The sequence below is a fragment of the Nonomuraea sp. NPDC049758 genome (assembly GCF_040674635.1).
Lineage (GTDB): Bacteria > Actinomycetota > Actinomycetes > Streptosporangiales > Streptosporangiaceae > Nonomuraea.
In genome coordinates, this window is record NZ_JBFAMZ010000013.1 from 1 (window position 1) to 24,494 (window position 24,494).

The 24,494-nt window shown below is 71.2% G+C and carries 16 protein-coding genes and 1 pseudogene; 9 read left to right on the plus strand and 8 right to left on the minus strand.

The annotated features are described in order from the left end of the window. Positions 1–662: pseudogene (locus AB0J46_RS30410) on the plus strand (phospholipid carrier-dependent glycosyltransferase); the annotation flags it as partial. Here the strand turns inward: AB0J46_RS30410 and AB0J46_RS30415 are convergent. After that, on the minus strand, positions 598–2,085 hold the full coding sequence (locus tag AB0J46_RS30415) for a hypothetical protein (protein WP_364337668.1): 1,488 nt from the start codon (positions 2,083–2,085) through the stop codon (positions 598–600). The pseudogene AB0J46_RS30410 and the gene AB0J46_RS30415 sit on opposite strands and share 65 nt — an antisense overlap. Positions 2,086–2,245: 160 nt before the next feature. Here AB0J46_RS30415 and AB0J46_RS30420 point away from each other — a divergent pair, with 160 nt between their 5' ends. Next, on the plus strand, positions 2,246–3,466 hold the full coding sequence (locus AB0J46_RS30420) for a glycosyltransferase (RefSeq protein WP_352353052.1): 1,221 nt from the start codon (positions 2,246–2,248) through the stop codon (positions 3,464–3,466). Between the two features lie 119 nt (positions 3,467–3,585). After that, entirely contained in the window at positions 3,586–5,367 is a 1,782-nt protein-coding gene (gene metG / locus AB0J46_RS30425) for a methionine--tRNA ligase (protein WP_364337669.1), read from the plus strand. Here metG and AB0J46_RS30430 read toward each other — a convergent pair. Together AB0J46_RS30430 and AB0J46_RS30435 are read right to left on the minus strand one after the other, a co-directional pair. After that, positions 5,312–6,541 carry an FAD-dependent monooxygenase gene (locus tag AB0J46_RS30430; protein WP_364337670.1) on the minus strand — a complete coding sequence of 410 codons (1,230 nt, stop codon included), beginning with the start codon at positions 6,539–6,541 and terminating at the stop codon, positions 5,312–5,314. The two genes, metG and AB0J46_RS30430, sit on opposite strands and share 56 nt — an antisense overlap. 85 nt (positions 6,542–6,626) lie before the next feature. After that, positions 6,627–9,803 (minus strand): BTAD domain-containing putative transcriptional regulator, encoded by a 3,177-nt coding sequence (locus AB0J46_RS30435; protein WP_364337671.1) that lies wholly within the window; start codon positions 9,801–9,803, stop codon positions 6,627–6,629. 18 nt (positions 9,804–9,821) lie between these two features. Between AB0J46_RS30435 and AB0J46_RS30440 the strand changes: the two genes are divergently transcribed. Further along, positions 9,822–10,676, plus strand: coding sequence for a TatD family hydrolase (locus tag AB0J46_RS30440; RefSeq protein ID WP_364337672.1), 855 nt, complete (start codon positions 9,822–9,824; stop codon positions 10,674–10,676). Between the two features lie 167 nt (positions 10,677–10,843). Then, complete coding sequence (locus AB0J46_RS30445; RefSeq protein WP_364337673.1) at positions 10,844–11,680, plus strand: ubiquitin-like domain-containing protein; 837 nt, start codon at positions 10,844–10,846, stop codon at positions 11,678–11,680. A 37-nt stretch (positions 11,681–11,717) separates the two neighbouring features. Here the strand turns inward: AB0J46_RS30445 and AB0J46_RS30450 are convergent, their stop codons facing one another. Together AB0J46_RS30450 and AB0J46_RS30455 are read right to left on the minus strand one after the other, a co-directional pair. Then, positions 11,718–12,947, minus strand: coding sequence for an FG-GAP-like repeat-containing protein (locus AB0J46_RS30450; protein ID WP_364337674.1), 1,230 nt, complete (start codon positions 12,945–12,947; stop codon positions 11,718–11,720). Then, on the minus strand, positions 12,944–15,097 hold the full coding sequence (locus AB0J46_RS30455; RefSeq protein WP_364337675.1) for a protein kinase: 2,154 nt from the start codon (positions 15,095–15,097) through the stop codon (positions 12,944–12,946). The genes AB0J46_RS30450 and AB0J46_RS30455 overlap by 4 nt, the downstream gene beginning before the upstream one ends. Before the next feature lie 47 nt (positions 15,098–15,144). On the opposite strand from AB0J46_RS30455, the gene rsmA reads away from it, so the two are divergent. Beyond that, positions 15,145–16,005, plus strand: a complete 861-nt coding sequence (rsmA, locus tag AB0J46_RS30460) for a 16S rRNA (adenine(1518)-N(6)/adenine(1519)-N(6))-dimethyltransferase RsmA (protein WP_364337676.1) — start codon at positions 15,145–15,147, stop codon at positions 16,003–16,005. Between the two features lie 428 nt (positions 16,006–16,433). After that, positions 16,434–17,066 carry an NlpC/P60 family protein gene (locus tag AB0J46_RS30465; protein WP_364337677.1) on the plus strand — a complete coding sequence of 211 codons (633 nt, stop codon included), beginning with the start codon at positions 16,434–16,436 and terminating at the stop codon, positions 17,064–17,066. Positions 17,067–17,476: 410 nt separating this feature from the next. Here AB0J46_RS30465 and AB0J46_RS30470 read toward each other — a convergent pair whose 3' ends face one another. The 3 genes from AB0J46_RS30470 to AB0J46_RS30480 form a co-directional block, all read right to left on the minus strand. Next, positions 17,477–18,382, minus strand: coding sequence for an arginase family protein (locus tag AB0J46_RS30470; protein ID WP_364337678.1), 906 nt, complete (start codon positions 18,380–18,382; stop codon positions 17,477–17,479). A gap of 185 nt (positions 18,383–18,567) precedes the next feature. After that, a complete protein-coding gene (locus AB0J46_RS30475) occupies positions 18,568–19,935 on the minus strand; it encodes a hypothetical protein (RefSeq protein WP_364337679.1) in 1,368 nt (455 codons plus the stop codon). After that, entirely contained in the window at positions 19,932–20,444 is a 513-nt protein-coding gene (locus AB0J46_RS30480) for a sigma-70 family RNA polymerase sigma factor (RefSeq protein WP_364337680.1), read from the minus strand. The genes AB0J46_RS30475 and AB0J46_RS30480 overlap by 4 nt, the downstream gene beginning before the upstream one ends. A gap of 374 nt (positions 20,445–20,818) precedes the next feature. Between AB0J46_RS30480 and AB0J46_RS30485 the strand changes: the two genes are divergently transcribed. Together AB0J46_RS30485 and AB0J46_RS30490 are read left to right on the plus strand one after the other, a co-directional pair. Continuing rightward, positions 20,819–21,721, plus strand: coding sequence for a 4-(cytidine 5'-diphospho)-2-C-methyl-D-erythritol kinase (locus AB0J46_RS30485; RefSeq protein WP_352321954.1), 903 nt, complete (start codon positions 20,819–20,821; stop codon positions 21,719–21,721). 756 nt (positions 21,722–22,477) lie between these two features. After that, a complete protein-coding gene (locus AB0J46_RS30490; RefSeq protein WP_364337681.1) occupies positions 22,478–24,295 on the plus strand; it encodes an ABC-F family ATP-binding cassette domain-containing protein in 1,818 nt (605 codons plus the stop codon). The last annotated feature ends 199 nt before the right edge of the window (positions 24,296–24,494 follow it).

Below are 24,494 nucleotides of genomic sequence, written 5' to 3' on the forward strand. Positions count from 1 at the left end.
ACGGCCGCAACTGGGACCAGGCCACCTCCTCCGGCCCCTTCTTCTTCCTGTTCGACTCCATGCGCTCATGGATCCAGTACCAGTGGCAGGTCTTCACCTTCCACAGCGGGGTGCACGAGTACCACCAGTACATGTCCGACCCCTGGACGTGGCCGCTGCTCGTCCGCCCGGTGTCGTTCTACTACCCCGCCGACGTGCCGCCGTCGGCGTGCGGGGCCTCCGCGTGCGCGCAGGCGATCCACGGGGTCGGCACCCCCGCCCTGTGGTTCGGCGCGCTGCTCGCGTTGGCGGGCACGGCCGTCCTGTACGCCAGGAGCCGCGACTGGCGGGCCGGGGCGGTGCTGCTGGCGTACGCGATGGGGTGGCTGCCCTGGTTCTACTACGCCCTGGCCGACGACCGCACGATGTACCTGTTCTACATGCTGCCGGTGGTGCCGTTCATGGTGCTGGCGGTCGTGCTGATGGCCGGGCTCGTGCTCGGCCGGGCCGACGCGCCGCCCACGCGCAGGGCCGTCGGGGCGGCGTTCGCAGGCGCGTTCGCGATGGTCGTGCTGATCAACTTCTGGTGGCTGCAGCCGGTGCTCACGGCCGAGACGCTCACGCAGACACAGTGGTGGGCTCGGATGCTGATGCGCTCTTGGGTGACCGCCGCCCCCAAGTGACGCCCTTGCGCAGCGTGATGGCCGCCGCGATGCAGGCCAGCGGGACGGCCGGCAGCACGTAGCGGTAGTCGAACTCGGCCGTCGCCGCCGGGGCCAGCAACAGCCCGAACGCCCCCAGCCAGGGCAGCGCCACCGGGCCGCCGAACCTGCGCCAGCGGACGACGATGCCGTACAGGCCGATCAGCATGATGCCGCCGAGCATGATGCCGCGCAGGTAGAAGATCTTCTGGTAGCCGCTCATGATGTCCGCCCACGGGTGGACGATCCTGGTCTCGGGCGGGCCCTGCTCGTAGCTGAACGCGTCGGTGTCGGTGTGGCCGCCCCCGTAGGAGGACCACTTCGGCAGGCGCTTGGGCCGCCCGGTGTCGTCCACCTCGTAATAGGGCTTGAACTGGTACATGTTGTACGTCGACTCGTCCGGGAAGCGCGGCCGTCCCCAGTGGAAGGAGCGGAAGAAGTCGCGCGCGACCACCTTCAGGTAGTCGCCCGGCTGGGACAGGATCGCCCGCGTCGCGAACGCGCTGGCCGCGTCGTTGGTGATGCCGCTGAACTTCTTGTTGATGCCCCACCGGTGGAGGACCTCGCCGGTGCCCGTGCCGTCGCCGTTGCCCTGGCCCCACAGATACCACTGTGCATAGTCTTTGCGCTGGTTGACCGGGTCGTTGATGCACAACAGGAGAAGCTGTACCTCCTTGTACTTGTCGATCTTCATCTCGTTGCAGTCGGCGAAGATCGCGGTACGCATGTAGAGGATGAGCCCGTCGCTGTTGGTCATCGCGAATTTGCCGTAATTTGTCGAAAACCAACCCATATAGCTAAGAACGGGAACCGCGCACGCCGCGATGACCGCCACGATGGGCCGCCACCCCGTGCGCTGGACGATCAGATAGAGCACCACGAGGCCCAGGATCGGCATGCCGATCGACCGGGTCAGCCAGGTCAGCGCGAGCAGCAGCCCCACCACGATCCCGGCCCGCCACGACAGCCGCCGCTTCCACAGCACCAGCGTCACCACGCCTACGACCAGCAGCGTGAACAGGGTGTCGGACATGACCATCTGCTCAAGCTGGATCTGGTAGGCGTCGAACAGCACCGGCGCCGCCGCGAGCGTCGCCCCCCACTTGGGCAGCGCGAACTTGCAGCGCAGCAGGGCGTAGATGAGCGCGGCCGCGGCCAGGCCCATCAGGTGTTGCGTGAAGATGGCGAGCGTGAAGCTGTGGAACGGCTTGAGCAGCATCAGCCAGAAGCTGTAGCCGTCGGGCCTGATCGGGTGGGGCCTGGGGTGCAGCGCCACGTTGACGTACTCGTAGGAGTCGTTGAACCACATCGCCGGGCCGTAACCGAGCATGGTGATCAGCCGCAGCACGGCGCCGACGCCGAAGGCCACGGCGAACACGCGATGACGGCGCACGAGGGACAGCACGCGAGCTGCCCGGCCAGGAGCGGAGTGGTCCACAGGGGTAATCTCCGCGACGCTCACCATGCTGTAAAGAATGCCAGTCGTTTTTAGGTCTTGACCCGAGCACGCCGGGCACAGGGCATGATGGTTCACTGGAAGAGCCTTATTACTGAAGGGTTGAGACGTGGAACTGACGGTGGTCATGCCCTGCCTCAACGAGGCGGAGACCGTGGAAGTCTGTGTGCGCAAGGCATTGGCGTGCATGGAGGAGCACGGAATCGAAGGGGAAGTCCTGATCGCCGACAACGGCAGCACGGACGGCTCGCAGCAGCTCGCGCGTGATGCCGGTGCCCGTGTCGTCCACGTCGACGAGAAGGGCTACGGCAACGCCCTCATGGGCGGCATCCGCGCCGCCCGCGGCAAGTACGTGATCATGGGCGACGCCGACGACTCCTACGACTTCACCTCGTTGCTCCCGTTCGTCGAGCAGCTCCGCGACGGCGCCGACCTCGTGATGGGCAACCGCTTCAAGGGCGGCATCGCCCCCGGGGCCATGCCCCCGCTCCACCGCTACCTGGGCAACCCGGTGCTGTCGTTCATCGGCCGGCTGTTCTTCCCGTCGGCCATCGGCGACTTCCACTGCGGCCTGCGTGGCTTCCGGCGCGACTCGATCCTGCGCCTCCACCTCCAGACCGGGGGCATGGAGTTCGCCTCCGAGATGGTCGTCCGCTCCACGCTGTCCGGCCTCGACGTGCGCGAGGTGCCCACCACGCTCTCGCCCGACGGCCGTTCGCGCCCGCCGCACCTGCGCTCCTGGCGCGACGGCTGGCGCCACCTGCGCTTCCTGCTGCTCTACAGCCCCAAGTGGCTGTTCTTCTACCCCGGCGTGTTCCTGATGGTCCTCGGCCTGATCGCGGGCACGGCGCTGACGTTCGGGCCGGTGGAGATCGGTGAGCTGGCCTTCGACGTCGACACCCTGGTCGGGTCGTCGGCGCTGGTCGTGATCGGCTTCCAGGCGGCGCTGTTCGCGGTGTTCACGAAGGTCTACGCGGCCGAGGAGGGCTTCCTGCCCGAGTCGCGGCGGATCCGGAAGATCATCGACATCGTGACGCTGGAGAAGGGCCTCGTGGTCGGCGGCCTGCTGGCGCTGGCCGGTCTGGTCGGCCTGGTGATGTCGCTGGTCCACTGGCAGGTGCGCAGCTTCGGCGCGCTCGACCCGCGCGAGTCGCTGCGCATGGTCGTCCCGGCCGCCACGGCGCTCGTCATGAGCTTCCAGACGATCTTCGCCTCGCTGTTCATCAGCATCCTCGGCATCCGCCGTACCAAGGAGAGCTCGATCGACGTGGCCGCCAAGGCGGCCGAGGAGGCCGCTGAGGCGGTCTCCCTGGAGAAGTCCAAGCACTAGGGTCCTCCGCGTCCCGGTGGAAGCCGGCGCCGGCCACGTGCCGGCGCCGGCTTCCGTCTTTCCGCGCGGGGGTTGGGGGTTTGGACGAGGAGCGGGGCCGGGCCCCGTAGGCTTAGGTCATGTCCCAGCACATCTTGACCGCCGTCGCGTGGCCGTACGCTAACGGCCCCCGCCACATCGGGCACGTCTCGGGTTTCGGCGTGCCGTCCGACGTCTTCAGCCGCTACCAGCGGATGGCGGGCAACAAGGTGCTGATGGTGTCCGGCACCGACGAGCACGGCACTCCGATCCAGGTGCAGGCCGACAAGGAGGGCGTCAGCGCCCGCGAGCTGGCCGACCGGTACAACAGGGTGATCGCCGAAGACCTGACCGGTCTCGGGCTCTCCTACGACCTGTTCACCCGGACCACGACGAAGAACCACTACGCCGTCACGCAGCAGATCTTCAAGGGCCTCTACGACAACGGCTACATCTTCCCCAAGACCACGATGGGCGCGATCTCGCCCTCGACCGGCCGTACCCTGCCCGACCGCTACATCGAGGGCACCTGCCCCATCTGCGGCTACGACGGCGCGCGCGGCGACCAGTGCGACAACTGCGGCAACCAGCTCGACCCGATCCAGCTCATCAACCCCAAGAGCCGCATCAACGGCGAGACCCCAGTCTTCGTCGAGACCGAGCACTTCATGCTCGACCTGCCCGCCTTCGCCGAGGTCCTGGGCTCCTACCTGCAGTCCAAGCAGGGCGAGTGGCGGCCCAACGTGCTGAAGTTCGCCCTCAACCTGCTCGGCGACCTCCAGCCCCGCGCGATCAGCCGCGACCTCGACTGGGGTGTGCCGATCCCGCTGGAGGGGTGGCGCGACCAGCCCAACAAGCGCCTCTACGTGTGGTTCGACGCGGTCATCGGCTATCTGTCGGCCTCCATCGAGTGGGCCAGGCGCTCCGGCGACCCCGACGCCTGGCGCCAGTGGTGGCAGAACCCCGACGCCCGCGGCTACTACTTCATGGGCAAGGACAACATCGTCTTCCACGCCGAGATCTGGCCGGCGATGTTGTTCGGCTACAGCGGCATCGGCGCGCGCGGCGGCTCGGCCGGTGAGCTCGGCGCGCTCGACGTGCCGTCCGAGGTGGTCTCCAGCGAGTTCCTGACGATGGAGGGCAAGAAGTTCTCCTCCTCCAGGCAAGTAGTAATTTACGTACGCGACTTCCTGGCGCGTTACGACGCCGACGCCCTGCGCTACTACATCGCGGTGGCCGGCCCCGAGAACCAGGACACCGACTTCACCTGGCAGGAGTTCGTCAACCGCAACAACGGCGAGCTCGTCGCCGCCTGGGGCAACCTGGTCAACCGGTCGATCTCGATGGCGTCCAAGAACTTCGGCGTCGTGCCCGAGGCCGGCGACCTGACCGACGCCGACCGGGCCATGCTGGAGCGCTCGCGCAACGCGTTCGCGCCGGTGGGCGCCGAGCTGGGCAGGTCGCGGTTCAAGAACGCGATCACCGAGGCGTTCGACGTCGTCCGCGAGGCCAACAAATACCTGGCCGAGCAGGAGCCCTGGAAGCTCAAGGACGACACCGAGCGGCAGAAGTCGATCCTCCACGTCGCCCTCCAGGTCGTCGACGACGCCAAGACGATGCTCACGCCGTTCCTGCCGGGCTCGTCCAACAAGGTCTTCTCGATGCTCGGCGGCCAGGGCGTCTGGTCCGGCATGCCGGAGATCCGCGAGGTCGACGAAGACGGCGGCGCCCCCTACCCCGTCATCACCGGCGAGTACGACGGCGCCGCGCGCTGGGAGCACCGGCCGATCAAGCCGGGCACCCCGCTCGCGCCGCCCGTGCCGCTGTTCAAGAAGCTCGACCAGAAGGTCGTCGAAGAGGAGCTGGGCCGGCTGGCCGACTGAGGCCGTAGTCCTTGAGCGTGATGGCGGAGGCGGTCTTCCTGACCGACTTCGCTATCACGCCCTTCCACGGCAGATACGGCATGATCTTGTAGTTCTGGTTCATGAACCAGGCCATCAGCCGGTTCTCCGGCACCATGAACTTGCTGACGCCCACGGCCGACTTCTGGCAGCCGGTGGCGTAGGCGCGCACCTCCTGCTCGTAGCGGGCGAACGCGGTCCGGTGGTCGCCGCCGGCCGCGGCCAGCTCGCCCGCCAGCACGTGCGCGCCGACCAGCGCGAGGCCCGTGCCCATGCCCGACAGCGGCGACGGGCAGCAGGCGGCGTCGCCGATCAGCACCACCCGGCCGCGCGACCACGAGTCCAGGTGCACCTGGCTGGTCGAGTCGAAGTAGAAGTCGTCGGCGTCCCACATCCTGCGCAGCAGCTTGGGCGTCTCCCAGCCGACCCCCCGGTACGCCTCGGCCAGCAGCTCCTTCTGCCGGGTGACGTCCCGCCGGTCGTGCTCCAGCGGCGGTGAGCCGAAGTAGAACATGGCCTTGGCCTCGGTGTTGTTCCTGGCGCTGTAGAGGCCGACCGTCTTGCCGGGCGTGCTGTGGAGCAGGCCCGTGTGGTCGAGGCCCAGGTAGTTGTCGAGGGTGAACACCGCGCAGTAGAGCCCGAGGTGGCTGGTGACGGCGGCCTCCGGCGCGTCGAAGGCCAGTGAGCGCACGTTGGAGTGCAGGCCGTCCGCGCCCACCACGAGGTCGAACCTGCGCGTCGCGCCCCGCTCGAACGTCACCGTCACCCCGTCCGCGTCCTGGGCGAGGGAGGTGATGGAGTCGCCGAAGACGTACTCGGCGCGGTCCTTGGTGGCGTCGTAGAGGATGCGGGCCAGGTCGCCGCGGAGGATCTCGACGTCGCCGGAGAACAGGTCGCCGGGCACGGAGGCGAGCTTCCTGCCGGACTCGTTGACGTACGACATGTCGCCCATGTGGGTCTGGAGGCGCTCGACGTCGGCGAGGATGCCGAGCGCGCGCAGCGCGGTCATGTGCGCCTCGCCGCGGAAGTCGACGGAGTAGCCGCCCTCACGCAGGGCGGGGGCGCGTTCGACGACGGTGACGCGGTGGCCGGAGCGGATGAGGTGGAGGGCCAGGGCGGGGCCGGCGACGCTCGCGCCGGAGATCAGGATGTCCATGCCCGAGAGCCTGCCGGGCCCCGCTCACCGCCCCCTCACCCCACGCTCACCGCCCTCTGTGCTCTTGCCCGGGGTCTTCCGCGTCTCAGGTCGGGTCGTGGAGCGGGAAGTCGTCGAGGGAGTGCAGGGGGGAGGCGTCGATGACCTCCGCCGGGACGCCGGCCAGCATCAGCGCCTCCCGGTGGGAGAGCCGCGCGCCCGCGCGCCGCGCACCCGCGTACCCCTGCTCGCCCAGCGCCTCGCGCAGCCGCCGCGACAGCCCGGCGACGTGCTCGTCCTCGGGCACGTCGATGCCGCGGATCGCGACGGCGGCGCCGAGCAGCGTGGCCGCCGCCGCCGGATCGTCGTCGAAGGCCAGGACCGCCAGCGCCTCGATCGCCCTGACGCTCTCCGACAGCGCGCCCGACGTGACCGTGCTCTCCATCGCCCGCAGGTAGGAGGCCCGCGCCCCGGCCGTGTCGCCCTCGGCCGCGGCCAGCCGTCCGAGCCCGACGAGCAGCCTGGCCATGTTCCCGGACGTCTTCACCCAGACCGGATCGGACCGGCGCAACGCATCCTCGTAGAGCTCCCGGGCCCGGACCAGGTCGCCCTCGCGTACCGCCACGTCGCCCAGGCCGCGCAGGGCCGCCGGCAGGATCGCGCCGCCCGTGCGCCCGGCCAGCTCCGCCGCGCGCTCGTAGTCGGCCCGTGCGCCGGCCAGGTCGTGCCGGATGCGGTAGTCGCCCCGGTTGCAGTAGTGGTCGGCCAGGTCCTCCTCCGCGCCGAGCTCCTCGGCCAGCGTGATGGCCTCCTCGGTGCGGGCCAGCGCGGTGGCCTCGTCGCCGCACGTGCTGGCCAGCCAGGCCAGGGCGTCGAGCGTCATCGCCGAGCCCCAGCGCTCGCCGAGGCCGCGGAAACCCTGGAGGGCCGCCTTGAGGTCCGCCTCGGCGGCGGCGAACTCGCCGGCCGCCATTCGCGGGTAGGCCCAGATCAGCCGGGTGGCGGTCGTCTCCCACGCGTCGGGACCGCGCTCGCCGCGCCGGATCAGCGCGATCGTGACGGCGGGGTCGATCGACGCCGAGGTGACCATCGGCCACAGGCAGGTGACGACCGGGTTCCGCAGGCCGTCCGCCGCGATCATCGTCTCGGCGCTGCCCTTGTGGCGCTCCCACAGCTCGCGCCGCCCGCTCGCCGCGGTGAGCAGGGTCAGCAGGTACGTGTCCCCCAGCGCGGGATCGGGTCTCGGACCGGCCGCCTCCAGCAGGGCCGCCGCCGCCTTGGCGGGAACCGCGCGCATGCCGCGCATCCACAGCGAGAAGGTCTGCGCGGCCAGCAGCCGCATCCCGAGCGCCACCTCGCCCTGCTCCACCGTCCAGCGCAGCGCCGCCTGGAGGTTGTCGTGGTCGGCCGCGAACCGGGCCAGCCACGGCAACTGCTCCGCGCCCCGCAGCCGGGGGTCGCCCTCCTCGGCCAGGGCGAGGAAGTACGCGGCGTGCGCCCGCCGGAAGGTCGCGGCCTCCGCGCCGAGCCGGTCGGCGCAGAACGCCCGGATCGTCTCCAGCATGCGGTAGCGCCCGCCCGACACCTCCAGGAGCGACTTGTCGGCCAGCGAGTCGAGCAGGTGCTCGGGCAGGCCGCAGACGGCCGCGGCGGCGGCCGCGGTGGCCCCGCCGGAGAAGACGGTCAGGCGCATGGCCATGGCCTGTTCGGGCTCGGTGAGCAGCTCCCAGCTCCAGGCGACGACCGCGCGCAACGTCTGGTGCCGGGCGTCGGCCGTACGGCTGCCGCGCAGGCTGAACCGGCCCTGACCGGCCAGGCGTTCGGCCAGCTCGCCGGCCTCGTGCGTACGCATGCGGGCGGCCGCCAGCTCGATGGCCAGCGGGAGGCCGTCGAGCGCGGCGCAGATGCGTTCGACCGGCTCACCAGGGGTGAAACCAGGACGTACGGCCTTGGCCCGGTCGGTGAAGAGCGTGCGGGCGTCGGAGGGGGCGAGGGGGCGTACCGGCCACAGGTGTTCGGGGGTGATCGCGAGCGGCTCGCGGCTCGTGGCCAGCACGCGCAACGCCGGGCACGCCGACAGCAGCCGCTCGGCCAGCGCCGCGGCCTCGCCGACGACGTGCTCACAGTTGTCCAGGACCAGCAGAACCGGCCGATCGGCGAGCACCGCGACCAGGCGGGCCAGGGGATCCGGCTCACCGGACGAGCCCAGCGCAGCGGCCCCCAGCAGCGCGCCGTCGCGTACGCCCAGCGCGGCCAGGACCGCTCGCGCGAGATCGGCCCCCGGGCCGAGCGGGGCCAGCTCGACCAGGACGGCGTCGCGGTGGTCTCTGGCCAGCTCGACCGCCAGCCGGCTCTTGCCCGCGCCGCCGGGCCCGAGCAGCGTGACGAGACGGGCGGCGGCCAGCAGCGCCCGGACCTCGGCCAGGTCGCCGTCGCGGCCGACGAAACTGGTGAGCCTGCCGGGCAGCGGCACCGCCGCTGGGCCCGTCCCGGGTCGTTGCGCCGGGGCCGGGGCCGGGGCCGGGGGCGTGCTGGGCGCGCCGCGCAGGAGGGACTGGTGGAGGGCGGCGAGCTCGGGGGAGGGATCGGCGCCCAGCTCATCGGCCAGCAGCCGCCGGGTCTCCTCGTAGAGCACCAGTGCCTCGGCCGGCCGGCCGTCGGCGCGCAGCGCCCGCATGAGCTGGCCGCGCAGCCGTTCGCGCAGGGGGTGGCGCTGGACCAGCTCGCCCAGCTCGGGGATGACGCCCTGGTGGCCGCCGCAGCGCAGGTCGGCCTCGATGCGGTCCTCCAGCGCGGCCAGGCGGCGCTCCTCCAGCGGCGCGCCGTGCACGGGGTCGAGGTCGGCGAAGGCGGGCCCCCGCCACAGGGCCAGCGCCTCCCGCAGCAACCTCCCGGCCAGGGCGGCGTCGGCCCGGCCGTCGTCCGCGCTGCCGGTTTCGGCGGGGTGGTGGCCGAGGAGGGTGGCGCGGCCGGTGTCGGCGAGGTGCAGGAAACGGCCGGCGTCGATGTCGCCGGGGGCCGCCGGCAGCCGGTAGCCGGCGGGCGTCAGCTCGACCGGGATCCCGTCGCCCCGCAGGCGGGAGACCTGGGAGTGCAGGGCGTGCTGGGCGTTCTTCGGCGAGCGGTCGCCGTACAGGAGGTCGATCAGGCGGTCCTGGCTGACGATCTCGCCCGGACGCACGAGCAGCAACGCCAGCAGCGCGCGCCTGGCCGGACCACCCAGAGGTACGTCGACGCCGGCCGCGTCCCATGCCCGGGTGCTGCCGAGAATGCCGAAGCGCATGGAGGCTACTTTAGATGCGTGAGCAAGATTCCCGCCGCGCCCGAGCCGCTTTCCGCACCGGTGTTCGACAGCCACTGCCACCTGGACATCATGGTCGGCAACAGGCAGGCGTCCTCGGGCGACCCGGTGGCCCAGGCCGCGCAGGCGGCGGCGGCCACCGTACGGTCCATCCTGCGGGACGCCCGCGAGGTCGGCGTGACCAGGCTGGTCACCATCGGGTACGACCTGCCCTCCTCGCGCTGGAACGCCGAGGTGGCGGCCGAGCAGGAAGGCGTGTACGCCGGGGTCGCCATCCACCCCAACGAGGCGCACGAGGCGACCCCCGAGGTGCTGGCCGAGATCGAGTCGCTGGCCGGACAGGCCGACGTCCGCGCGGTGGGGGAGACCGGCCTCGACTACTTCCGCGACTGGGCGAGCAAGGACGACCAGCACGCGAGCTTCCGCGCGCACATCGAGATCGCCAAGCGCACCGGCAAGGCGCTGGTCATCCACGACCGGGACGCGCATGACGACGTCCTGAGGGTGCTGGCCGAGCAGGGCGCGCCGGACAAGGTGGTGTTCCACAGCTACTCAGGCGACGCCGAAATGGCGAAAAAGTGCGCGGAAGCCGGATATTTCATGTCCTTCTCCGGGCCCGTCACCTACAAGAACGCCGGCTACCTGCGCGAGGCCGCCGCCGTGGCCCCCATGGAGCTCATGCTCGTCGAGACCGACGCCCCCTACCTGCCGCCGGTTCCGTACCGGGGCAAGCCCAACGCCCCCTACCTCATCCCGCTCACCCTGCGCTGCCTCGCCGAGGTCAAGGGTGTCCATCCGGACGAGTTGTGCGCGGCGATCAGCACCAACGGAGTCACGGTCTTCGGCGAGTGGTGACCATCTTTCGGTTCGGCTTTTCGTGAAGCGGTGGAGGCGGGCGCGTCGCCGCCGCTAGCGTTCGGGCGGTCCCTGGCCGTTTCCGGAGGTGGTTCGTGCGAGGCAGGAGGCGTGCGCCGCGTCCGCGGATCCCCTGGCGTTCTCCGTGGACGCCGGTGGTGTGCGTCGTGGGTACGCTGGCCGCCGGCCTGCTGGTCGCGGCCTCGTACCTGGTCAAGGACGTCGTCGTGGTCGTCGACGGCACGCCGGTGGCGATCCGCGGCTTCGCCGCGCGGGTGGCCGACGCGCTCGGCGAGGCGGGCGTGTCCGTGGGGCAGGGCGACGTCGTGCGTCCCGCCCTGAGCGAGGGCATCGCCGACGGCTCCACCATCGAGGTGCGCCACGCCCGCCTGATCACGCTGACCCTCGACGGCCACACCACGACCCACCTGGTCACCGCCACCAACGTCCGGGACGCCCTGGCCGAGCTCGACGTGGAGGCGGCGGCCGGCAGCCTGTCCGCGCCGCCCGGCCGTCCGGTGCCGCTGTCGGGAATGTCGCTCACGGCATACACCGAGCGCAGGGTCTACGTGGTCGCCGGCGCCACCCGGCTCGCCGCGCGCACCACGGCGCGTACCGTCCGGCAGGTGCTCAGGCAGGAGCGCGTCGTCGTCCGGCGCGGGTCCTTGGTGCGCCCGCCGCTCGACAGCTTCCCCGAGGACGGGACGGTCATCACGGTCATGCCGCCGCGAGCCGTACAGATCCCGTGGGAGGTGACCCGGCTCGACTGGCAGGCGCTGGCCGACTGCGTGGCGCGCGGCGACCCCCAGGCGTACAACCCCGACGGGCCCTACTACGGGATGTACCAGTTCAGCCTGGCCATGTGGCAGGCGGTCGGCGGCGTCGGCCTGCCGAGCGCCTGGCCCGAGGAGGAGCAGACCTACCGGGCACAGCTGCTCTACCAGCGGGTCGGCGGCCGGTGGCAGACCCAGTGGCCCAACTGCGGCGACCGCCTGTTCACCTGACGCCACCTTGTCCGGGCCCCCTCCGGGCCCGGTTCGTTCAGCCGGCCAGTGCGGTGCCGAAGTCGGTGCCCTTGGGGGGTTGTACCGACTGCACGTCGTCGGCGTTGCGCGGCGCCACCGCGACCTTCCCGTACGGCGGCCCGTCCGGCTGGCCCACGAAGAGCTTGTTCCCGCTGAAGGCCACCGACCAGCCGAACAGCCCCTCGGCCGTCGCGAGCTTCCGGTCGTCGGCCGGGTTCTTCCACGAGAACACCTGGACGCCGCCGCCATAGGGCGCGCCGACGGCCAGCCTGCCGTCCGAGGAGGCGGCCATCGAGAAGCCGAACGCCTGCCTGCCGCCCTGCTTCAGCATCCTCGTCTGCTTCCTGGCCGGGTCGAGGAGCTGCACGTAGCCGGGGCCGGGCGCGCTGACCGCGTAACCGTTGCCCTCGGCGTAGGCGACCGCGTAGCCGTACCGGTCGCCGGAGGCCTTGGTGGGGGAGTCGAGCTTGAGGCTCACGATCCGGGGAGCCAGCACGTCGTCGATGAAGACCACCGACCCTGAGTCGATCTTGCCGGCCTGGACCTGCCGTCCCGCGCCGTCGTCGTTCTCGTACGGGACGCCCACGACCAGGCCGTTGCGCGGCCCGATCGCCAGCGACCAGCCGAACTGGTCGCCGACCTCGCTGTTGCCGCGCACGTCCACGGTCTCCTGGCTGATCCGACGCAGCGCGCCCGAGCCCTGGCGCACGTAGACGGCGCCGGCGTCCTCGATCTGGCCGTCGTCCTCGTAGGGCGCGCCGATCACCGTCAGGCCGCCCCTGGCCGCCAGCGACCAGCCGAAGTGCGCGAACCGCTGCGGCTGCGGGGCGGTCAGGCGTTGCGGAGGCGCGGCCTTGCCGCCGTAGACGACGTAGACGCTGCCCGCGTCCTGCTCGCCGTCCACGTCCGCGAAGGGGGCGCCGATCAGCAGGTCGGCGCAGGAGTCGCCGTTGACGTCGGCCAGCCGTACGGACCAGCCCAGCCCGTCCCCCTTGACCGGCCCCGGCACGGCGACGGGGGTCACCTTGGCGCCCGACAGCAGGTGGACCGACCCCTTCTGCCCGTCGCCGAACGGGTCGCCCACGGCCACGTCGTCCGCGCCGTCACCGTCGAAGTCGGCGGCTCCGGCGCAGGCCACCGCCGCCGCGGCGGCGGGCGCCGGTGACAGGATGCCGCCGGTGGCGAGCAGGACGGCCATCGCCACCGCCTTGGAAGCGCCGGCGGAAAGCGTTCGGACGGGGCTCACAGGGCGACCTCGATCTGTCGGCCGTTCTCCAGCATGGTCGCGGACATCTTCACGGGCTTGCGATAAGGCGCCAGGTCGAACACGAAGGCGCCGTCCACCCGCCCGCCCGGCTGGAGGGCCGGGGGCAGGGTGACCGGGGCGGGGCCGTGCTCGCCGCCCTTGTCGTCGACCATGGTGACGACCGGCCGGACGAGCCGGCGGCGTTCACCGCCTGGATTGATCACGGTCCAGTGGACCACGCAGAGCTGCCCCTTCGTGGTGGTTTGCCCCTCGAACTCCGTCAACCCGCACTCCGGCGCCTCCGGCACGACCACGACCGGGTCGTCGAAGTTCCCGCCCAGCGCGAGCCTGCGGCCCACGTCGCCCGAACGTGGGTTCGTCACGGCCCTGGAGGGGCTGTTGGAGGTGGCGACGGAGGAGGGGCTGCGGCCGGAGTTCACGATCAGGACGGTGACGGTGACCACGATCGCCAGGACGGCGGCCGCGGCGGCGATCAGCCAGCGGGTGCCCTTCGTGCGGGTGCCGCCTAGAGTGTCCGGTTCGTCGGGGGCGTACGTCAGGGCGCCCGGGCCCGTACCCTCGTCGCTCCGGGCCCCGGCGACCGCTCGGGAGCCGGCGGCGGATCGATGCTCAGCGGCGGATCGACGCTCGGCGCTGGATCGTCGCTCGGCGGTGGGGCGGGGGCCGGTGAAGGGTTGGGAATCGGTGGCGGGCCGGGTGTCGGTGGTCGGCCGGGACTCGGTGGTCGAACGGGACTCGGTGGGGGGCCGTGACTCGGCGGTTGGCCGGTACTCGTCGGGGGGCCGCGACTCGTAGGGGGGCCGCGGCTCGGTGGTCGGCCGGGGCCGTGCCGGTTGCCCGCCCGAGGCGGACTGCCTGCGTGCCAGCTGGCGGGCCTGCTCAAGCTGGCGCTCCTGCTCCTGGCGGCGGGCCTGCGCCTCGGCCTCCCAGCGGGCCAGCTCCTCGCGGGCGGCCTGCTCCTCGCGCCGCGCCAGCTCGTCGGGGGACGCCTGCCGCGCCCCCGCCTGCCCGCCCGCTAAGCCGGCGGCCCCTCCGGCAGCGTTCCGAACATCGGGCCCGGCGTCGGCCCCGAACGCCCCGGGCACCTTCGGCCGCCCCGCCCCCGCTCCCGGGCCCGCGGCGTCCCCGGGGCCGGGGTTGCGCGCGCCCGTCGCGTCGCTCGGCGGCGGGGTCGTGAACGTGGCCGTGACGTCCGGCTCGTCCACGACGTTCTGCGGCGGCTCCCAGTCGGTCAGCATCTCCGTGGCGACCAACGTGGGCGGATTGTCGGAGATAGCCGGACTGCTCCCACCCACCAAGGCGATCAGAAGCTCCTGGGCCGTGGGCCTATGGGCGGGATCCATGGCGGTGGCACGGCGTACCAGCTCGTTGAGCGGCGCGGGAAGCGCGCCGAGCTCGGGCGGCGTGTTCAGCACGCGGGTCGCCATCGTGATGGGATCGCCCCGCCCGAACGGATGCCGCCCGTTGCCCGCGTACGCCACCAGGCACCCCCAGGCGAAGACGTCCGCCGCCGGGGACACCAGCTCACCCCGCACCTGCTCGGGAGCCCACCACCCAGGGCTGCCCAGCAGTTCCCCGGAGAGCGTGAACCCGGTCTCCCGGTCCAGCGCCCTGGCGATCCCGAAGTCGATCACCCGCGGCCCGGACAGCGACAGGATGACGTTCGCCGGCTTCAGATCCCGGTGCACCAGCCCGGCCACGTGGATCGCCGCCAGCGCCGCGGCGACCCCCAGCGCCACGCCGTGCAGCGGTCCCGGGTCGAGTGCCCCGAAAGTCACGATCTGGTCGGAAAGGGGAGTGCCCGCGATGTACTCGGTCACCATGTAAGGACGTCCGTCCCCGGTGTTGCCGTTGTCGAGCACCTGAGCGGTGCAGAACGACGCCACCCGGCGCGCGTTGTCCACCTCGGCGTGGAAGCGGGCGGCGAACCCCTCCTGGTTGGCGAACTCCGCCTTCACCACCTTGAGCGCGACGAACCGCCCCGTCGGGGCCCTGGCGAGGAAGACGGTCCCCATGCCGCCTTCGCCGAGTCGTCCGAGCAGGCGGTAGGGCCCGATCTCCCGCAGATCGGTCGGACGGAGCGGCGCGGCGCCCGTTGGCTCCATCAGGGACGTCCCTTCCTGTTCCACGCCATCCTCTCCTTAGGTCTCCCCCATCCGCCATCGCAGGTTCTTCGATGCGGGAGACTGGTTGGATGATGAGGCTGTTGGGCCCTGCAGAAATACGTATTTTGGCGAACAAGCTAGATCTTCGCCCCACGAAAAAGCTAGGCCAGAACTTTGTGATCGACGCGGGGACCGTCCGGCGCATCGTCCGCGTGGCCGACCTGTCGGCCGACGACGTGGTCATCGAGGTCGGGCCCGGCCTCGGCTCGCTCACCCTGGCGCTCCTGCCCGAGGCCGCGCACGTGGTGGCCGTCGAGATCGACCCGGTCCTGGCCACCCAACTGCCTCTCACCGTCGCCGAGCGCGGCCCGTCCGACCGGCTGACGGTCGTCAACGCCGACGCCATGAGGATCTCCCTCGACGACCTCGCCGGTCACGACCCCACGGCCCTGGTGGCCAACCTCCCGTACAACGTGGCCGTCCCCGTGGTGCTCCACCTCCTGGAGACGCTGCCCTCGCTGCGCAAGGGCCTGATCATGGTGCAACTGGAGGTGGCCGACCGCCTCGCCGCCGGTCCCGGCTCCAAGGTGTACGGCGTGCCGTCGGTCAAGGCCGCCTGGTACGCCGACGTACGCCGGGCGGGCCCGGTCGGCCGTACGGTGTTCTGGCCCGTCCCCAACGTCGACTCCGGCCTGGTCTCCCTGACCCGCCGCGAACCGCCCGCCACCACGGCCACCAGGGAAGAGGTCTTCGCCGTCGTGGACGCCGCCTTCGCCCAGCGCCGCAAGACCCTGAGGGCCGCCCTGGCGTCCTGGGCCGGCAGCCCGGCCCAGGCGGAAACGGCACTGAGAGCCGCCGGCGTGGACCCCTCGGCCAGAGGCGAACAACTCGCCATCGACTCCTTCGCCCGAATAGCCGAACAAAAGCCCTGACCCAGGCGCCCTCGAAGAACCCAAGCCCCGCCCCCAGCGCCCCGCCCCCAGCGCCCCACCTCCACCCCCCAGGGCTTTTGGCGTCCCGTGACGCCCGCACACCCCCAGGCGCCTCGCCTCCCGTCACATGCGGCCTCGGGACGTCCGCCTCGCGTCGGCGCGGCCAACCCGCACAGCCCCCGCACGCCCCCGCCCTTCCACGCAGGCACGCCCCCGCCCCTTCGCGTAGGCGCGCACCCACCCTTCCGCGCAGGCGCACGCCTGGCCTACATTCACGCGTGCTCGCACGAGACCCCGACACCGGGTGGCTGTCCACAACCCAAGACGCTCAACACCCACCCATCCACAGAACCCCGTTCGGCCCCTCCGCCCCCGCTTCACCCACGTGATCCTGGCTCCCGTCCCTCATCACGACGAAGGAGCCACTGATGAACACCCGCCACCACATCACCCAACTGTCGGTCATCCTCAGCAGCGGCCTCCTGACCGTCACAGGAGCCCACCCCACCCTCGCCAGAGCCACCCCCCCTCCATGCCTCAGGGCCACCATCACCATCCCCGCCGCCGGCGCCGCAGCAACCGCCACCACGCGCTGCCCGGCCCCCCACCACCCCAAGAAACCGAAGCCGAAGAAACCCAGAAAGCGCCCGAAGCACAAGGGCGAAATCGCAGCCGCGGCAGCCCTCACCCAGCTGGGCGTCTCGTTCTCCTGGGGCGGCGGCTCCTCAACAGGCCCCACCATCGGAGTCGGCACCGGCGCGAACACAAGAGGCTTCGACTGCAGCGGCCTCACCCTCTACGCCTGGTCCAAGGCCGGAGTAAGGCTCGCCCACTACACCGGCACCCAGTTCCGCCAGGGCCGCAGAGTCCCCCTCGCCGCCAGGCGCAAGGGCGACCTCCTCTTCTTCGGCGGCCCGGGCGACCCGACCCACGTAGCGCTCTACCTGGGCGACAACATCATGATCCACGCCCCCCGAACCGGCGACGTAGTACGAAGAACCAACTTCCTGAACTCCGCCTACTACCGAACCGCCTACCGAGGAACCATCCGCCCCGCCTGACACCACCACACCCTCAGCGCAAGGAACACCCAGCCCCAAACGCCCACCACTCGTCAACGCTCACCAACCCGGACGTCCACCAACCCCGGACGTCCACCAACCCCGGACGTCCACCAACCCCGGCCGCCCGTCAACCAGGGCGCCCGCCGCCCCAGGCGCCCACCAACTGCTGACGACGCACTCTCCGACAGGCGGCCACCCACCATGGACGCCTACTCATCACCTGAGAGCACCCACCGTCCACCCGATCAGCACTACAGGCGACGGCCGTTCACCCTGACCAGCACCGCGAGAGTCCACCGCTCACCCTGACCGGCACCACAAGGGACTGCCACTCACCCTGACCAGCACCACAGGCGAGCGCCCGCCCCGGCCAGCACCCAGGAGGACCACTCCACCGCGAACGCCACCTACCGCCCGGCGCAGACCGCCACCAACTCCTTCACCACCGACGTGAGCAACGCCTGATCCTCAGCCCCCGCCGGCTCATACTCCATGAGCCCCAACCCCACCACCTCGAACCGCTCCGTAATGGCCCTCACCAGCTCCAGAAGCTCCTCAGGCCGGAACCCCTCAGGCGTAGGAGACCCCACGCTCCCGAAGATCTGCGGGTCAAGCACATCGAAGTCGACATGCACATAAACAGCCGTTCGCTCGCCACCCCCCGCCGCAGCCGCAGTACCGACAGCCTCGACCAGAGCCTCTGCATCAGCCGCCCGCACCCACCGCACCCCCCGAGCCTCGACGAACGCGACCTCGGCCGGATCCAGATCACGCACCCCCGCCAGCACGACCTGCCCGGCCCCGACCGGCTGCCCGGCCACCAGCCCGTCAGGCCCTTCACCGGTCAAGGCTCTCAGGACCATGCCATGAAAGGCCCCCGACGGCGACGACTCCGGCGTGTTCAGATCCCCATGCGCATCGAACCAGACGACGACCAGCCCATCCCCGAACCTCTGCCGCGCCGCCGCCACCGGCTCCAGTTCGACACCGCAGTCCCCACCCGCGGTGACCAGAAGCCCGTCCCACCCAGCCTCGACGACCGCAGCCCGAACCCTGGAAGCAGTGACCACCAGATCATCGTCATCGACCTCGACCTGAATCCGACGATCCGCGTCCACCATCTCCGCAACCAGCCGGGCCCCCTCCCGCAGCCGCTCAGCCGTACGAGCCCCGGACCCCCGCCACTGCGGCACCTCGACAACCGTCACCTCGGACACGAGCACCTCCACCTCAAGCAGTCCTCTCAGCATCCCAAGGACGAACCCATGCCGACCACCACAAACCCTGGTGAACCAGATCGACGAGTCCTGCATAGGAGCCCCCGGCCGTCGTCCTGGACGGTGGGCACCCCGTGCCCGACGCCGCCCAGTTCCGCCTCGCCCGTATCCCGTACGTTCGGCTCACAAGTGGATGGTGATGCGCCATGAGCACTCTTGACCCCGAACGTTCCCGGCATCAGACCAAGGAGGCCGACGCGACACCCCCACTCCAGGCCCGGTCATCTGTCCCGCTTGCACCCCCTGGCCGCCGGAGCCGGCGGGCCGGTCCAGCCGGATTCGGAGCCGCGTGCCCGATAGCTCATGACCTCGCCCTCCCTTGCCCCCGCAGCCGTACGAGCCGCGTAGGAGACCGATGCGAGCAACTGCCCCGTCACGGGATCGAGGATGTGCCTGTCGCGGACGGTCACCGTCCTGCCCGGCGACAGCAGTTGGCTCCCGGTGCCGCCGAGGTCCACCGAAAGCCCGGCTCTGCCCAGCGGGTCCCCGACCGTGCCGACCACCTTGGTGGACGGCAACCCGGCCAGCACCCGGATGACCGCCGCACGTTGGGCCGGGCCGAGCGGCATGGCCAGAAGGTTCATGGTGACGGGCAGAAACTCCTGGAAGGACTGGGCGAACCCGCGCGCCGTCGAGAGCTCGTGGTAGACGTGCAGCCGCCTCATCAGTTCGTCAGGGCGAGCAGGGAACACGGACAAGTCCGCCATGGTGAACTCGGCGACCGTCCTATCCGGATAAACCCCGCTAGGTTCCAGCCCCGCGCTGTACACGCAACCCTTAGAACCGTCCACACCGATGATCGACTTGGCCTCGCCGCCACGAGCCGACGGCAGCCCGCCCGCGACGTCCCCATTGCTCATCGGTACCGGACGGCACGACGTTTTGCCGCCGCCAAAGCAAGGGCCAGCCACCTGGGCGGGGGCCCCGGAAGCGCGCCAGGCACGTTCGTCCGCGGCCGTGGCCGGGCGGGCGATGGCCGGCGACCATTGCCTGATCATCACGTCGGTGGGGTCGCGCGGCTGCCAGGTCTCCCGGCGCTCGGCCACCATGACCGTGTACCCGCCGCCGGCCGACCAGGCGTTGCCCTCGATCCGAACATCGCGCCAGTACGCGCCGCTGCTTGCAGGCAACTTCTCGATCCTGTCAGCGAGGTCGTACAACTCCTGGTTGCGCCTCGACGGCGTGAGCACGGGCGGAGCAGCGGTCAAGCTCGTGACCAGCGTGACGACCAAGGCGACGACCACAGCCGTCGCCACCGGCGCCCAGAGAACCCGCAGATGGGGGAGACGCGGCTCCTGCGCTGCACGCACGACATCGACGACCGGTACGCGCGTCCGGCTTGGGAGGCGGATGAGCGACGGGCGGGGAAGTGGCATGCGGATGAGCGAGAGAGGAGACAGCGAGAGACGGAGCAGCGGCAGGCGGGTGCGCAAGAGCCGAAGAAGCGGGAGACGGAGGAGCGGCAGGCGGCGTGCCCGTCGCGGCTCGGCCGCCATGATCGCGTCGCGCAGCTCGCGCGCGCCGGATCCCTGAGGAAGCGCCTGCGGAGCGGGATCGATGGCCTTCACCAGAGCGTCTATGTCGTTCATGCCTTCCTCATCACCATCGTCCGGGACGGCTGCCGCTCCAGCAGCGCCGCCAGCCGTCTGCGCGCACGATGCAACCGGGTACGGGCGGCGATCGCCGTACATCCCATGACCTGGGCGATCTGCTCGCCGCTCAGCCCCTCCCAGCACGCCAGCGCCAGTACCTCGCGGTCCCGTTCGGGTAGTTCGTCGAACGCCCTGCGCACGTGGTCGAGCTCAACCGGCGTCACCGTCCGGGCGGCGGCCAGTTCGTCACGGAGGCGTTCGGCCAGCACAGCCCGCCGCGAGGCGCCGCGCTGCTGGTTGGCCAGCACCCGCCGGGCCACGCCGTACAGCCACAGCAACGCCTTATCCCCCTGGGGGACGTCGGCGATCCGCCGCCACGCGATGAGGAACGTCTCGGCGAGCACGTCGGCCGTGTCCTCAGGCGAGCTGGTGCGGCGGGCGGCGTACTGCTGTATCGCCGGGTAGTACGTGTCGTAGACCGCCTCGAAGCGATCTCGCTGTGTCACAAGTTCTCCTAGCGAAAGGTGCCGGACACAGTGGTAAATGTCCGGCACCAGCCCGCCTGTTGCACCACCGCCCACAATGGCCGCGACGCCACCGAAGCGGCTTCCCCGGTGCGGTCCGGGCCATCGGCGGCGCCCAGAGAGGGCAAGGCGCCGTTCCGGAGAGAAGGTCGGCCCGAAGAGAAGGCGGTGGCAGAAAGACGGCAATGTCGGCGTATGACCACCTGATCGGCCGAAAGGAGGACGAACCTCACTCTGTGTGGCCCGCAGTCGGTCATCTCACACGTCTAATTCCGAGAACCGCATGTCAGCGCACCCCACCCCGATAACATCGAGTGTCCTTGACCCCGGCAAGCGATGAAAGTGGCAGAAGATCGATGAGTTCGGTGACCGTACGTGTGCCCGCGAAGGTCAACGTGCAGCTTTCAGTCGGCCCGCTCCGGGAAGATGGCTACCACGACCTGGTCAATGTCTTCCACGCAGTGTCGATCTTCGATGAGGTGGTCGCGAAGGAGGCCGAGTCGATCACCGTCACGGTCAACGGCAGATGGTCCGACCAGGTGCCCGTCGACGACGACAACCTCGCCATCCGCGCCGCCCGCGCCCTCGCCAAGCACGCGGGTCGCTCTTACGGCGCCGATCTGATCATCGAGAAGGCCATCCCGGTCGCCGGCGGCATGGCGGGCGGCAGCGCCGACGCGGCGGGGGCTCTCGTGGCCTGCAACGAGCTCTGGGGGCTCGGCCTGCCCTTCGAGGACCTCATGGAGATCGCCGGAGACCTGGGGAGCGACGTACCGTTCTCGCTGCTCGGCGGCACGGCGGTCGGCACCGGCCGCGGCGAGCAGCTCAGCGAGCTGCCCACGGGCGGCACGTTCCACTGGGTGTTCGCGCTGGCCGACGGCGGCCTCTCGACCGCCAAGGTCTACGCGGAGTGCGACCGCCAGCGCGAGGCTTCGAACGCCCGCGTACCCTGGCCCGAGCTCGACGCCCCGCTCATCGAGGCCCTCGGCACCGGCGACGCGTACGCCCTGGGCGCCCACCTGAGCAACGACCTCCAGGCCGCCGCCCTGGCCCTGCGTCCCGAGCTCGCCACGACCCTCGACAGCGGGCGCCAGCACGGCGCGCTGGGCGCGATCGTCTCCGGCTCCGGCCCCACGTGCGCCTTCCTGGCCATCGACGCCACCCACGCCCGCGACCTCGCCAACAGCCTCACCGCCACAGGCGCCGCCACCACCACGGTCGCCGCCCACGGCCCCGTAACCGGCGCCACCCTGCTCTAACCCCCTGGCGCCACCCCCAGCGCCGCCGATGACCCCCGCCACGCCAGCCCCGCATGGGCCGCCCTGCTGGCCGCCCCGCTGGGGCCGTCCGTTGGGGCCGTCCCGCTGGGTATGGCGCGACGGACCTGCCACGGCCGGTGCGGCACGACAGCAGCCGTCACGCGCAGCCAGTCACGCTGGCCCAAGCATGCGACCCTGTCGCGCTGAGCCCGTTGCGCTGAGCCCGTCACGTTGAGCCCGTCACGTTGGGTGCGCAAGGCAGGCTGGCCCAGTGGCCCGACGTTGCGGCCTACGGCAATGGCTGCCGGGTGTCGTCCGCGTGGCCCGCTCGCCCCAGGCCCAGGCGGTGCCGTCGGTGCCTGATGCAACGGTCTGAGGCGCTGGTTTGCGGTGCTTGGTGAGGCGGCGGTCGGTGGGGGTTGGGGTGGAAGGCTGGCGAACGTTCTTGTGGCGGTGCCGTCATTATCCGCGCCTCAGCCGCCAGCACCCGGATCTGAGCAGCGGTGGGGGCACGGATATCGGGTTCGGGGGCTCGTACGGACCTGCTGATCACGGACGGGCGGTGTGAGGGGGGCGCCCGGCATCGCGTGCGCCTGCCCACCGTGGGAGAGGCCAACGTTTCGTCGCCTACAGGAGATGGACGTGAGCCGGGCGCTCATGGTGGGCATTCGGTCCGGCAATCCCTGGCCCGTAGACGATCAAAGGACGTCGTGGGCGTCGGGAAGCGGTTGAGGGGACCGATACCCTGGACACGTCATGAATCTGGTCAACCTTGAGTCGGTCTCCCACGCCTACGGGCCCAAGCCGCTCCTCAGCGACGTCTCCCTGGGCATCGAGGCCGGGGAGCGCATCGGCGTCGTCGGCCGCAACGGGGGCGGTAAGACGACCCTGATGTCGGTCATCGCCGGTGACGTGCGTCCCGACAGCGGCCGGGTCACCCACACGCGCGGGCTGCGGGTCGGGTTCCTGTCCCAGCAGGACACCCTCGACCCCGAGGCCACCGTGACCCAGCTCGTCCTTGGGGACAGGGCTGAGCACGAATGGGCAGGTGACCAGCAGGTCCGCGAGATCCTGGCGAACCTGATCGGCGACCTCGACCTCAGCGCCAAGGCCGCCGCGCTGTCCGGCGGCGAGCGCAGGCGTACGGCGCTGGCCCGTCTGCTCATCGACGACCACGACCTGGTCATGCTCGACGAGCCCACCAACCACCTCGACATCGAGGCGATCGCCTGGCTCGCCGCCCACCTGGCGACCAGGAAGAGCGCCCTGCTGGTCGTGACCCACGACCGCTGGTTCCTCGACGCCGTCTCCACCCGCACGTGGGAGGTCGTCGACGGCCGGGTCGAGCGCTACGAGGGCGGCTACGCCGCGTACGTGCTGGCCAAGGCCGAGCGGGCGCGCATCGCCCAGGCGGCCGAGGAACGCCGCCAGAACCTCATGCGCAAGGAGATCGCCTGGCTGCGGCGCGGTCCGCCCGCCCGCACGTCCAAGCCGAAGTTCCGGATTGACGCCGCGCAGGCCCTGATCGCGAACGAGCCGCCGGCGCGGGAGACCGTCGAGCTGATGCGGTTCGCCGCGGCCAGGCTCGGCAAGACCGTCTACGACCTGGAAGACGTCACCCTGCACGCGGGCGGCCCCGGCGACGGGCCGCTGGTGCTCGATCACTGCACGTGGCAGTTCGGGCCGGGCGACAGGATCGGCCTGATCGGCGTCAACGGGTCAGGGAAGTCGTCGGTGCTGCGGTTGCTCGCCGACGGCGTCCGGCCGGACTCGGGCCGGGTGATCCGGGGCAAGACCGTACGTCTGGCGCATCTGTCCCAGGAGCTGACCGAGCTCGACCCGTCGCGGCGGGTGCTGGAGTCGGTGGAGGAGATCCGCAAGTACCTCCAGCTGGGCAAGCGGGAGTGGACGGCGTCCCAGTTGCTGGAGCGTCTGGGCTTCAAGGGCGACGCGCAGTGGAAGGTCATCGGCGACCTGTCCGGCGGCGAGCGGCGGCGGCTGCAGCTGCTGCGCCTGCTGATGGACGACCCCAACGTGCTGCTCCTCGACGAGCCCACCAACGACCTCGACATCGAGACGCTCAACGAGCTCGAAGACCTGCTGGACGGCTGGCCGGGCACGCTGATCCTGGTGAGTCACGACCGCTACTTCCTGGAGCGGGTGACCGACCGGTGCGTGGCCCTGCTGGGTGACGGCAAGCTCGTGCTGCTGCCGGGCGGGGTCGACGAATACCTCGAACGCCGCAGCGCCGGCACGGCGGTGACCGCCCGCATCGGCAGCGCGCCTGCCCCGGCCTCCGGTGCTCCGGCCCCGGTCGCGGCGTCGTCCGGCGCGCAGCCGGAGACCGGGCTGTCGGCCAAGGAGGAACGCGAGCTCCGCAAGGAACTCAACCGCCTGGAACGCCAGCTCGACAAGCTCGGCGACCAGGAGGCCCGCCTCCACGCCGCCATGGCCGAAGCCGCCAGCGACTACGCCAAGCTGGGCTCCCTCGACGCCCAGCTCCGCGACGTCCTGTCTCAGAAGGACACCGTCGAGGCGGAATGGCTCGAAGTGGCCGATCGCCTCGGCGACTAACCCCAGCTACGGTCTCGCACGCGAGGGTTCCCGCCGGTTCGACGGCCGCCGGAGAGGCGGCGTCGGCGGACCGGCCTGGAGCCGTCGCCGGTGCGGGTCGCAAGGCAGTGGCCGACGTGGTGGCCTCCGCCACAGGTCGGCGAGGTCCTTCGAGACCAGTACCACCGACCCGCCCCGGACGGACGCCCGCCGACGTCAG